Consider the following 12,175-nt stretch of genomic DNA (forward strand, 5'->3'; position numbering starts at 1 on the left):
GCAGATCGTCGATGGCGGCCCATCTCCTGCCTTCCTTGCAAGATCGGGGTCACATGCGTCACTCGTACGAGTGAGTACTGCGTTGAGCCGGGACTGTACGCCATCGCGGGGGCGGCTGAGGTGTCCGGGGAGCAAATTGCTCCGCTAGCGTGCCAGCCATGAACGAGAGAGTGCGCCTCACCGCATGGGTCCGCGGTCGGGTCCAGGGGGTCGGTTTTCGCTGGTTCACCAGGGCAAACGCATTGCGCATCGGAGGGCTGGCCGGGTTCGCCTCCAATCAGTCCGACGGACGGGTGCAGATCGTCGCCGAAGGCGAACGTATGAACTGCGAACGGTTGCTCGACTGGCTGCGGAGCGACGACACGCCCGGCCGCGTCGACGGTGTGACCGAGATCTGGGACACACCCAAGGGCGGCTACGAGACCTTCGAGATCCGCTGAGCCACCCCGCCGCACCCGCCCGCCGCGACCCCGCGCCGGGCGGGCTTTTTACACCGCGCGTGAGCGGAAAGAGGCTGATGGTTGCCAATGCGGCCGGTCCGTGGAAGGCTGCCGCGTAAGGGATGATCCCTTCGCTTCGACGGCCTGATCGATACGGGCTCGGCGCTTCTCGCCGCTCGATATGCCCCCGGCCGCAGGGGTCCCGTCGGCCTGTGATCGTGTTGACCCTCAAACCATTTGGTGAGACGCTGGAAGCCCCGCGCACCTTAACTGTTTGCCACTCAACACGGTAGTAACGGCAGGCATCGCGGGTGCGAAATCCCTCACGACCCACTACCGCTTCGGTCGCGGTCACTCAGTGTGGAGGACCATCCATCATGGCAAAGGCGCTTCTCGGTTACGTCGGCGGCTCCGACCCCCGAGTCCTCGCCGAGATGCGACGGCTTCAGCAGCGCGTCCAGGACCTCGAATCCGAGCTCATTCGGATCCAGGCCGAGAACGACGCTCTGTCCGCCGCCGCTCACCACGGCGACTCGCTGCTCGAAAGCATCGACGTACCCCAGGCGGAGCCTGCGCTCGCCTGACCCGGCTTCCGGGCCGGTCGGGCTGCACCGTCAGCCGCTTGAGAATCTGCAAGGGACGCCGACGGCGTCCCTTCGTCGTTTCCGCGGCGGCCGGCCGCGCTTCCCTTACCGTCTGATGTGCCCCACCCCCTCAGCGGTGAAACCGAGAAGAAACCGCGAGAACGCGAAGAACCGAGAAACACTGAGAAACACCGAGAGAAGCTCAGAGAAGCCGAGAGAAGCCAAGGGCGACCCTGTGACGCCACGGCCGATGGGCGGTGCCGGGTGAGACACGGGAGGTAGAGTCCAAAGGCGTGCATCTCAAGAGCCTGACCCTCCGAGGCTTCAAATCCTTCGCCTCCGCCACGACGCTCCGCTTCGAGCCGGGTATCACCTGCGTCGTCGGCCCCAACGGTTCGGGCAAGTCCAATGTCGTGGACGCGCTTTCCTGGGTCATGGGGGAACAGGGCGCCAAGTCGCTGCGCGGCGGAAAGATGGAAGACGTCATCTTCGCCGGGACGACCGGCCGGCCCCCGCTCGGCCGCGCCGAGGTCTCCCTCACCATCGACAACTCCGACGGCGCCCTGCCCATCGAATACGCCGAAGTCACCATTACGCGGATCATGTTCCGCAACGGCGGCAGCGAATACCAGATCAACGGGGACACCTGCCGCCTGCTGGACATCCAGGAGCTGCTCTCCGACTCCGGCATCGGCCGCGAGATGCACGTCATCGTCGGCCAGGGCCAACTCGACTCCGTCCTGCACGCCGACCCGACCGGGCGCCGCGCCTTCATCGAAGAGGCCGCGGGCGTACTCAAGCACCGCAAGCGCAAAGAGAAGGCGCTGCGGAAGCTCGACGCCATGCAGGCCAACCTCGCCCGGGTCCAGGACCTCACTGACGAGCTGCGGCGCCAGCTCAAACCGCTCGGGCGGCAGGCCGCGGTCGCCCGGCGGGCCGCCGTCATCCAGGCCGATCTGCGCGACGCCCGGCTGCGGCTGCTCGCCGACGACCTGGTGACCATGCGCGAGGCGCTGCGCACCGAGATCGCCGACGAGGCCGCGCTCAAGCAGCGCAAGGAGAGTGCCGAGGCCGATCTGCGCACCGCGCAGCAGCGGGAGGCGGCGCTGGAGGAGCAGGTCAGGCAGCTGGCGCCGCGGCTGCGGGACGCCCAGCAGACCTGGTACGAGCTCTCGCAGCTCGCCGAGCGGGTGCGCGGCACGATCAGTCTGGCCGACGCCCGGATCAAGAGCGCCACCTCCGCCCCCGGCGAGGAGCGGCGCGGCCGCGACCCGGAGGACATGGAGCGCGAGGCGGCCCGGATCCGCGAGCAGGAGGCGGAGCTGGAGGCCGCGCTGGAGGCGGCGAGCCGGGCGCTGGACGACACCGTCACACACCGGGCCGAACTGGAGCGCGAGCTGGCCCTCGAGGAGCGCCGGCTGAAGGACGCGGCCCGCGCCATCGCCGACCGCCGCGAGGGGCTGGCCCGGCTACAGGGCCAGGTGAACGCCGCCCGGGGCCGGGCGGGTTCGGCCCGGGCCGAGATCGACCGGCTGGCCGTCGCCCGCGACGAGGCGCGGCAGCGGGCGGCCGCCGCGCAGGAGGAGTACGAACAGCTCCAGGCCGAAGTGGACGGACTGGACGCGGGCGACGCGGAACTGGCGGAGCGCCATGAGGCCGCCAAACGGGAGCTGTCCGAGGCGGAGACCGCGCACCGGGCGGCCCGTGAGGCCCTGACCGCGGCCGAACGCGAACGCGCCGCGACCGCCGCCCGCCATGACGCGCTGGCCCTGGGCCTGCGCCGCAAGGACGGTACGGGCGCCCTGCTCGGCTCCGCCGACCGGCTGACCGGCCTCCTCGGCCCGGCCGCCGAACTCCTCACGGTCGCCCCCGGCTTCGAGGTCCCCGTGGCCGCGGCCTTGGGCGCCGCGGCCGACGCGATCGCCGTCGAGGACCCCCGGACCGCGGCGGAGGCCATCCGCCTCCTCCGTAAACAGGACGCGGGCCGCGCGGCGCTCCTCCTCGGCGCCCCCGCGGCGGCCGCACCGGCCGGGCACGCCCGGGTCGCGGTGCCGGCGGCAGGCGGACCGGCCGAGACGAATGGCTCGGGAACGGGCCACGGCGGCCCCGGCGAGCACCCGACGGACGGCGCGGCGGCCGGGGCCGGCGCAACGCTGGGCGGTCCGGGTGTCCCGGGCACCTCGTCCGCGCCCGGGGCCGCGGCGCCGGACGCGCCCAGCGGCCCGACGGTCGGTCAGCTCGGCTCCGTACGCCTGCCGCACCCCGCCGAAGGCGGCGCGGACGGCCAGGGGGCGCGCGCGGACGGCGCCGCGGCGGTCGACATTGACCCGCACTTCGGCCCGGGCCCGTCGGGGCCACCGCCAGCGCCCGAGCCCGGCGCGGCGGCGGCCGTCCTGACGACCGGCTCCCCGGCGGGCGGTGGGGCTTCCGCCGACGCGGGCATCACGGTTCCGGGCGCCAGACCCGGGGAGCCCGGGGACGGGACGGCGTACGGGCCCGACGCGGACGCGGCCGGGGGCACAGTCTCCGGCGACGGGGGCCGGGCGGTCTGGGCGGCTGACTCCGACGCGCACGGAGGGGTTTCCGTGGCCGAGGGCGGGGACGCGTACGTCCCCGACGAGGGCCGGGCGGCGTCGGCGGCCGAAGATACGGCCGGGCCGGACGATGACCTCGGGGCACCGCGTGCGGCGGAGCTCGTGAGCGGGCCCGGGGGGCTGTTGTCGGCGGTGCGGTGGCTGCTGCGGGACGTCGTGGTGGTCGGGACGCTGGAGGACGCCGAGGAACTGGTCGAGCGGCGGCCGGAGTTGACGGCGGTGACCGCGGAGGGCGATCTGCTCGGGGCGCACTTCGCCCAGGGCGGCTCCGCCGGGGCGCCCAGTCTGCTGGAGGTGCAGGCCTCGGTCGACGAGGCGGCGGCGGAGCTGAAGGAGCTCGCCGTACGGTGCGAGGAGCTGACCGACGGGCAGCGGGCGGCGGCGGAGCGGCGGGCCGAGTGCGCGGCGCGGGTGGAGGAGCTGGCGGCCCGGCGTAGCGCGGCCGATCGGGAGAAGTCGCAGGTCGCCCAGTCGCTGGGGCGGCTGGCCGGGCAGGCGCGGGCCGCGGCGGGCGAGGCCGAGCGGATGACCGCGGCCGCGGCCAAGGCGGAGGAGGCGCTGGCCAGAGCGACGGAGGAGGCCGAGGAGCTGGCTGAGCGGCTGATCGTGGCGGAGGAGGAGCCTGGCGAGGAGGAGCCGGACACCTCCGTACGGGATCGGCTGGCGGCCGATGGGGCGAACGCCCGGCAGACCGAGATGGAGGCGCGGCTCCAGGTCCGTACGCATGAGGAGCGGGTCAAGGGGCTCGCGGGGCGGGCGGACGCGCTCGACCGGGGCGCGCGCGCCGAGCGCGAGGCGCGGGCGCGTGCGGAGCAGCGCCGGGCGCGGCTGCGGCACGAGGCGACCATGGCCTCGGCGGTGGCCTCGGGCGCCCGGCAGCTGCTGGCGCATGTGGAGGTCTCGCTGGTGCGGGCCGAGCAGGAGCGGGACGCGGCCGAGCGGGCGAAGGCGGAGCGGGAGCGCGAACTGGTCGCCGAGCGCAACCACGGGCGTGAGCTCAAGGGCGAGCTGGACAAGCTGACCGACTCGGTGCACCGGGGCGAGGTGCTGGGCGCCGAGAAGCGGCTGCGGATCGAGCAGCTGGAGACGAAGGCGCTGGAGGAGCTGGGCGTCGAGCCGGCCGGGCTGATCGCCGAGTACGGCCCGGACCAACTGGTGCCGCCGTTCCTTCCTGCGGAAGGAGAGGTGCTGCCCGAGACTGCATCGAATAGCGGCTCCGCCGCGGGGTCGCATCCGCGCAACCAGCCGGTGCGTTACGTCAGGGCGCAGCAGGAGAAGCGGCTGAGGGCCGCCGAGCGCGCGTACCAGCAGCTGGGCAAGGTCAACCCGCTGGCGCTGGAGGAGTTCGCGGCGCTGGAGGAGCGGCATCAGTTCCTGAGCGAGCAGCTGGAGGACCTGAAGAAGACGCGGGCGGATCTGCTGCAGGTGGTCAAGGAGGTGGATGAGCGCGTCGAACAGGTGTTCACGGAGGCATACCGGGACACGGCGCGCGAGTTCGAGGGGGTCTTCTCGCGGCTGTTCCCGGGCGGCGAGGGCCGGTTGCTGCTCACCGACCCGGAGAACATGCTGACCACGGGCGTGGACGTGGAGGCCAGGCCGCCGGGCAAGAAGGTCAAGCGGCTGTCGCTGCTGTCCGGCGGCGAGCGGTCGCTGACCGCCGTGGCGCTGCTGGTGTCGATCTTCAAGGCGCGGCCGAGCCCGTTCTACGTCATGGACGAGGTCGAGGCGGCGCTGGACGACACCAATCTGCAGCGGCTGATCCGGATCATGGAGGAGCTGCAGGAGAGCTCCCAGCTGATCGTGATCACCCACCAGAAGCGGACGATGGAGGTCGCCGACGCGCTGTACGGGGTCTCCATGCAGGGCGACGGGGTCTCGAAGGTCATCAGCCAGAGGCTGCGGTAAGCACTTCAATACTTGAAGTCATTCGATCAAGTGCGCCCGTGAGCCACCAACCCACCTGTGATGACTGCTGCGTCACATCCCATTGACTTCGAAACTTGAAGGCATAGTCTCTGCAACGTCGCTTTTACCTTCAAGTGGTGGCCGACCGGTCGGCCGAGCCCCCTCTGGAAGGCCCCCCACGTCCGGCAGCGCTGCCGGATGGCCACAGGAGTTCACGTTGACCACCACCGCGCAGGCACCGGGGTCCGCGGGCCACCAGGCCCGGCCGGCCCCCCTTGGCCGTGTCATCTTCATCACCGCCGCCGCCGCGATGGGCGGCTTTCTCTTCGGCTACGACAGCTCGGTGATCAACGGAGCGGTCGAGGCCATCCGCGGCCGCTACGACATCGGTTCCGCCGCGCTCGCCCAGGTCGTGGCCATCGCCCTGATCGGCTCGGCCATCGGCGCCGCCATCGCCGGCCGGGTCGCCGACCGCATCGGCCGGATCCGCGTCATGCAGATCGCCGCCGTGCTCTTCACCATCAGCGCCGTCGGCTCGGCCCTGCCCTTCGCCCTGTGGGACCTGGCCGTATGGCGGGTGCTCGGCGGTATCGGCATCGGCATGGCCTCCGTGATCGGCCCGGCCTACATAGCCGAGGTCGCCCCGCCCGCGTACCGGGGCCGGCTGGCCTCCTTCCAGCAGGCCGCGATCGTCGTCGGCATCGCCCTGTCCCAGCTCGTCAACTGGGGCATCCTCCACCTCGCCGACGGCGACCAGCGCGGCAAGATCGGCGGCATCGAGGCCTGGCAGTGGATGCTCGGCGTGATGGTCGTCCCGGCCGTGGTGTACGGACTGCTGTCCTTCGCCATCCCCGAGTCGCCCCGCTTCCTGATCTCCGTCGGCAAGGCCGACCGCGCCAAGGAGGTCCTGGCCCAGGTCGAGGGCGAGGGCGGCCACCTCGACGCGCGCGTCGCCGAGATCGAGCAGGCCATGCGCGGCGAGCACAAGTCCACCTTCAAGGACCTGCTCGGCGGCCGGTTCGGGCTGCTGCCGGTGATCTGGATCGGTATCGGTCTCTCGGTCTTCCAGCAGCTCGTCGGCATCAACGTGGCGTTCTACTACTCCTCGACGCTGTGGCAGTCCGTCGGCGTCGACCCGAGCAGCTCGTTCTTCTACTCGTTCACCACGTCGATCATCAACATCATCGGCACCGTCATCGCGATGATCTTCGTCGACAAGATCGGCCGCAAGCCGCTCGCGCTGATCGGCTCGGCCGGTATGGCGGTCTCGCTGGGTCTGGTGGCCTGGGCCTTCTCGGCGCACCTGGTCGACGGCAAGCTCCCGCACGCCCAGGGCGTCCTGGCCCTGATCGCGGCCCACTCCTTCGTCCTCTTCTTCGCCCTCTCCTGGGGCGTGGTGGTCTGGGTGCTGCTCGGCGAGATGTTCCCGAACAAGATCCGCGCCGCCGCGCTGGGCGTCGCCGCCTCCGCGCAGTGGATCGCCAACTGGGCCATCACCGCCAGCTTCCCGAGCCTGTCCGAGTGGAACCTGTCGGCGACGTACATCATGTACACCGTCTTCGCCGCGCTCTCGATCCCCTTCATCCTCAAGTGGGTGCCGGAGACCAAGGGCAAGGCGTTGGAGGAGATGGGCTAACCCCGCCCCCGCCAGCCCCCTCCTCACCTTTCAAGGGTTCTGCCCCGCCTCACTCCTTGAGGCGGGGCAGAACGCGTTCCGCGAACAGCCGCAGCGAGCGCCAGCCCTCCTCCACGGGCATCCCGCCGCACAGCGGATGCAGCACCATGCTCGCCGTCTCGCCGCCCTCCTTGGCCAGCGCCACGCACTCCTCGGGCGTGACGATGCGGTACACGCCCTCGTCGCGCAGCGCCGCCACGTCCTCGGCGTGGGAGCGGACGGCGGAGTGCACAGCCCCGTCCGACTGCCAGGAGTCGTACATCCGCGCCTCGTGCAGCAGATGCGGGCCGAACTCCGCCCAGGCGCGCTCTGCTTCTTCTGGGTTCTCGACCACATGCAGCAGGGACGTCCGCGCGGCGGGCATCACGCACCAGCCCTGCGTCCCGTACTCCGCCCGCCGGGCGTGGTAGTACGCCTCCAGCTCCGGCAGATGGGCGCTGGGGAAGAACGGCAGCCCCAGCCGCGCGGCCCGGCGCGCGGCGGCCTTGGAGCTGCCGCCGACCAGCAGCGTCGGATGCGGCCGGGTGTACGGGCGCGGGGTGACCCGCACCGTACGGCCCCGGTACTCGAAGGGCTCGCCGGTCCAGGCCGCGAGCAGGGTCTCCAGCGCCTCGTCCTGGAGCGCGCCGCGCCGCTTCCACTCCCTGCCGAGCCCCGCGTACTCCTCGGGCCGGTAGCCGATGCCCGCCACCGCGACCAGGCGCCCGCCGCTCACCAGGTCGAGTACGGCGATGTCCTCGGCCAGCCGCAGCGGGTCGTAGAGCGGGACGATCAGCGCGGAGACGGTGACCGCGATCCGCCGGGTGGCGCCCAGTACGGCGCCCGCGAAGGTCAGCGGGGAGGGCAGCCAGCCGTTCGCGGCGCCGTGGTGCTCCTCGGTCTGAACGGTGTCGATGCCCTGCTCATCGGCGAAGGCGGCCATCTCGACGGCCGTCCGGTAGCGCCGGGACAGGGATTCGGGTGTGGCGTCGGGATCGACCAGGTTGAGCCGTACGACCGTGACGGGCATGGCGGAGGTCCCCCTTCTGTCCCTGAGCGGTGGGCGGGTGAGAGGGGCACGTTATCTGACGGTCCGTCAAATAAACAGAGAGGGGAGCTGCCTGGCGACGCTCCGGGCAGGGGCGGGGCGGATGACTCATGCGCCTGGGACACAGGGCGGCTGACGGTAGGGGCAGGCCCGGTGCCCCGGGCCTCGACTTCCCGCCGCCGTGCCGACACAAAGCCGCCGTGCGGACATAAAAAGGAGGGGCGCGTGACGATCACGACGGGGGAACCGGCTATCACCGGACCCGACATCGACGACCTGGTCATCCGGGTGCGGCACGCCGCCGGCGACACCGCGGAGCTCGAAGCGGCCAAGACGGCGCTCTTCGGCACGGCAGGCGCCGCCCCGGCCGACGCGCAGCTCATCCGGCAGCGGCTGCTGACCGTCGCCCTGCACCACGGCGGCGACCTGCTGGCCAAACTGCTCACCCGGCTCGGGCCGCGCGAGACCGCCATGGTCCGCCGTTACGCCCACCGGCTCGGCTACTTCCTGGAAACCCTCGAGATCTGGTCGGCCAAGCCGATCATGCTCACCCTGATGCGGTTCGGCGTCCCCTATATCGAGGCCGAAGCCATCGCCGTCGCCATCCTGCTGCTGGTGTGGTGACGGGTGAGCCCGACGGAACAGGGCCGGAACGCGGGTGCGGGTCCGTCACCGGTTCGGGTGGGCCCGGGCCCGCGCACACTTCACCCGCCCCACCGCGGGTAGTGCTCGGACCGGAGAACCAAGGAGGTTGCCAGATGACCCCATCCCGGACCCGCCGGACCCGCGTCCTGACCACGCTCGCCCTGCTCACCGGCGCCGTCGTGGGGGCCGCCCCGGCGGCGTCCGCCGCCGCGGCCCCGGCATGGCGGCAGGCCGGGCACTTCGACACCACCAGCGCCTGCCGCAAGGCGGGCCGGAACGGGGTGGACGCCCACAAGTGGAGCGAGTACAAATGCCGGCCGGGCCACAGCGACAACTACATCACGCTGTGGGTCAAGGGCACGGGCAGGAGCCATGCCGCCGACCTGGCTTCGGCCCCGGCTCCGGCCGCGAGCCCGGCCTCGGCCCCTGCCCCGACCCAGGGCTCTGGGATGGGATGAGGCGCGCGGTCCAGCCCAAGGACCGCGCCGTGCAGGCCGCCGGCGGAGTCTCCGCCCTGTTCGTGGTGGTCTTCGCCGGGTGGCTGGCCGGACTGCTGCGGGTGAACGACGAATGGCTGGCCCTGTCCTATCCGCAGCCGCGCGGCACCGCCGTGCTCACCCGCGTCGCCGTGGGCATCCCGGTCCTCGGCGTCGGGGTGCTCCTGCTGGCCGAGCGCTCCGCCCGCCGCTACGGCAGCGTCCTGCTGGTCGCCGGGGCGCTGTGGCTGCTGCCCTCGGCAGCCGCCGACCTGCTGGGACTGGCCGATCTGGGCTCGGCGGGCGCCGTGGTCCAGCTGCTGATCTCGGCCGCCGGGATCGCCTGCCGCCCGCTGACCGTCCTGCTGCTGCCGCTGTGGCTGTTCCCGCGCGGCTCCCAGCGGCGGTGGCAGTGGTGGGCGATGAGCGTCGGCGCCTCCGCGTACTGGCTGGGCTACGCCGCCCTCTGGCTGGTCAGCGAGCCGATGGTCGGCTCGGCCGGCAACCCCTTCTTCGCCACCGACTTCGGTCAGTGGGCCTTCGGCCACCTCGAGCACTACGCGAAGGCGGAGGAGTGGGTGCTGCGCGCCGTGGCCGCCGTGGTGACGGGCTCGCTGTGCTGCCGCGCCGCCGTCACCCGCAGCGCCGAGCGGCGCAACTGGGCCCTGCTCGCCGCCGCCTACCCGGCCTGCGTGTTCCTGCTGCTGTCCGAATGGGCCGAGGGCATGCCCACCATCGTCGCGCGCACCGTCGGCAGCGCCGTATGGGCGGCCGCGATCTGCCTGGGCGTCGCCCGCACCGGCATATGGCGCCTGGACCGCGTCACCAGCCACCGACTCGCCCGCGCCTTCGTCCTCACCTCCCTCGCAGCCGTCGTGGTCTGCGCGGTCGTCGCCGTCCAGGCCGGACTGCCCTCCCTGCGCGGCGGGGCGATCAGCACCGCCGTCGGCTGCTCCCTGCTGCTCGGCTGGGCGCTGCGGCCGACCGCCCGCTGGCTGACCCTGCGCGTCGAGCGCGCCTTCTACGGGCCGCGCGCCCGCCCCCACGAGGCGGCCAGCGCCCTGGCCGTACGCCTCCAGCAGGCGCCCCACCCAGGCGAGGTGCCCCAGCAGATCTGCCGCAGCGCCGTCGAGGACCTCGGCGTCTCGGGCGCCGCCGTCAGCGTCGACACCCGGTCCGGACCCCGGCGGCTGGCCGCGGCCGGGGCGCCGCTCACCGGCCCGGTCCAGGCGTTCGTGCTGCGCCATCACGGCCGTACGGTCGGCCGCCTCGAAGTCGCCCGGGACGGCTTCGGCACCCCCGCCGAACGGGACAGCGGACTGCTCTCCCTGCTCGCCGACCAGGCGGCCCCGGCGCTCGCCGCGCTGCGCCTGGCCGAGGAGGCCCAGGCGGCGCGGGAGCGGCTGGTGCTCGCCCGTGAGCAGGAGCGCCGCCGGCTGCGGCGCGAGATCCACGACGGCCTCGGCCCGCAGCTCGCCGCCGTACGGCTGCGCCTGGACATCGCGCAGACCACCTGCCCGCCCGGGCATCCGGCCCGCCACCAGCTGCGCGAGGCCGCAGAAACCCTCGCCGAGGCCCTGGTCGAGGTGCGGCGGATCACCTCGGGGCTTGCCCCTGCCGCCCTGGCCGAGCGCGGCCTGGCCAAGGCGGTACGGGACCTGGGACGGCGGCTGGGCGGCGCCGGGCCCCGGGTGACCGTGGCCACCCACCCCACCGCGCTGCCGCCGCTGTCGCCGGGCGTGGAGACGGCCGCGTACCGGATCTCCGCCGAGTCGCTGACCAACGCGGTGCGGCACGCACGGGCCCGGCAGGTCCGGATCGAGCTCACCGCGGGCCCGGACACGCTCGAGGTCAAGGTCATCGACGACGGGAGCGGGCTGCGGCGGGGCGCCGTGCCCGGCGTCGGGCTGGCTTCCGTGGCGGAGCGCGCCGAGGAGATCGGCGGCTCCTGCTCGGTGACGGGATCCGCGACGGGCACGGTGGTGCACGCGATTCTGCCGCTCGCCGGGCCGGGGGAGGCCGAGCAGCCCGAACGCGACGCTGTGAACGCCGTGCACGAGGCGGCCGTATCCCTCGCACCGGAAGAGCAGCGCCGCGAAGGAGGCCGGGAACACGGTCGGCAGCACGGCGGAGAGCGTGGGGAAGAGGGGCCGGGCCGGTGACAGCGGCGGCGGGAGCACCGCAGTGGCACGTACTGCTCGTGGACGACCATCCGCTCTTCCGCGAGGGACTGGCGGCCGCGGTCAACCTGGACGACGCGTTCACCGTGGTCGGGCAGGCGGCGTCCGCCGAGGAGGCGGTCGCCGAGGCCGACCGCACCGAGCCCGATCTGGTCGTGATGGACCTCGGGCTGCCCGGCAGATCCGGTACGGAGGCCATACGTCGGATCCTGTGCGCCCGCCCCGAGGCCCGAGTGGTCGTCATGACCATGTCCGAGGACGACGACAGCCTGCTGGCGGCCATGCGAGCCGGCGCCCGCGGCTACCTGCTCAAGGGCGCGGGCCGGGACGAGATCCTGCGCGCCCTGCACACGGTGGCGCGCGGCGGCGCGGTCTTCAGCCCGCGCATGGCCGAGCGTCTCGGCACCCTGCTCGGCTCCTTCGGCACCGCCTCGGCCAAGGAGGCGTTCCCCACCCTCACCGCCCGTGAGCGCGAGGTCCTGGAACTGCTGGCCGGCGGGCTCGGCTATCGCCAGATCGCCCAGCGGCTGGTGGTCACGGACAAGACCGTGCGTAACCACGTGGGCTCCATTTTCGCCAAGCTGCAGGTCCGCGATCGCGCCCAGGCGATCGTCCGGGCCCGCGAGGCCGGGCTGGGAGGTGAATGACT

Annotated in this window: 9 protein-coding genes; 8 read left to right on the forward strand and 1 reads right to left on the reverse strand. The window is 72.8% G+C overall.

What is annotated here, in order from left to right; translation table 11 throughout:
- Window positions 1–158: 158 nt before the first annotated feature.
- From ACWDSL_RS09360 to ACWDSL_RS09375, 4 genes are all read left to right on the forward strand, one after another.
- Entirely contained in the window at window positions 159–440 is a 282-nt protein-coding gene (locus ACWDSL_RS09360; protein WP_450483320.1) for an acylphosphatase, read from the forward strand.
- A 377-nt stretch (window positions 441–817) separates the two neighbouring features.
- Window positions 818–1,024 carry a hypothetical protein gene (locus ACWDSL_RS09365; protein WP_014176082.1) on the forward strand — a complete coding sequence of 69 codons (207 nt, stop codon included), beginning with the start codon at window positions 818–820 and terminating at the stop codon, window positions 1,022–1,024.
- Window positions 1,025–1,317: 293 nt separating this feature from the next.
- Entirely contained in the window at window positions 1,318–5,523 is a 4,206-nt protein-coding gene (locus ACWDSL_RS09370; RefSeq protein WP_450483322.1) for a chromosome segregation SMC family protein, read from the forward strand.
- Between the two features lie 217 nt (window positions 5,524–5,740).
- The gene (locus ACWDSL_RS09375; RefSeq protein ID WP_450483324.1) at window positions 5,741–7,159 is read left to right on the forward strand and encodes a sugar porter family MFS transporter; all 1,419 of its coding nucleotides are present in this window, start codon (window positions 5,741–5,743) and stop codon (window positions 7,157–7,159) included.
- Between the two features lie 49 nt (window positions 7,160–7,208).
- On the opposite strand, the gene ACWDSL_RS09380 is transcribed toward ACWDSL_RS09375, so the two are convergent.
- On the reverse strand, window positions 7,209–8,207 hold the full coding sequence (locus ACWDSL_RS09380; RefSeq protein WP_450483326.1) for an LLM class flavin-dependent oxidoreductase: 999 nt from the start codon (window positions 8,205–8,207) through the stop codon (window positions 7,209–7,211).
- Between the two features lie 243 nt (window positions 8,208–8,450).
- On the opposite strand from ACWDSL_RS09380, the gene ACWDSL_RS09385 reads away from it, so the two are divergent.
- The 4 genes from ACWDSL_RS09385 (at window position 8,451) to ACWDSL_RS09400 (ending at window position 12,173) form a co-directional block, all read left to right on the forward strand.
- Window positions 8,451–8,849 carry a hypothetical protein gene (locus tag ACWDSL_RS09385; protein ID WP_450483328.1) on the forward strand — a complete coding sequence of 133 codons (399 nt, stop codon included), beginning with the start codon at window positions 8,451–8,453 and terminating at the stop codon, window positions 8,847–8,849.
- 134 nt (window positions 8,850–8,983) lie between these two features.
- Window positions 8,984–9,328, forward strand: coding sequence for a hypothetical protein (locus ACWDSL_RS09390; RefSeq protein ID WP_450483330.1), 345 nt, complete (start codon window positions 8,984–8,986; stop codon window positions 9,326–9,328).
- Complete coding sequence (locus ACWDSL_RS09395; protein ID WP_450483332.1) at window positions 9,325–11,508, forward strand: sensor histidine kinase; 2,184 nt, start codon at window positions 9,325–9,327, stop codon at window positions 11,506–11,508. Before ACWDSL_RS09390 ends, ACWDSL_RS09395 begins: the two co-directional genes overlap by 4 nt.
- The gene (locus tag ACWDSL_RS09400; RefSeq protein WP_450483334.1) at window positions 11,505–12,173 is read left to right on the forward strand and encodes a response regulator; all 669 of its coding nucleotides are present in this window, start codon (window positions 11,505–11,507) and stop codon (window positions 12,171–12,173) included. The genes ACWDSL_RS09395 and ACWDSL_RS09400 overlap by 4 nt, the downstream gene beginning before the upstream one ends.
- Window positions 12,174–12,175: the final 2 nt, after the last annotated feature.

The organism is Streptomyces sp. NPDC000941, assembly GCF_053599555.1.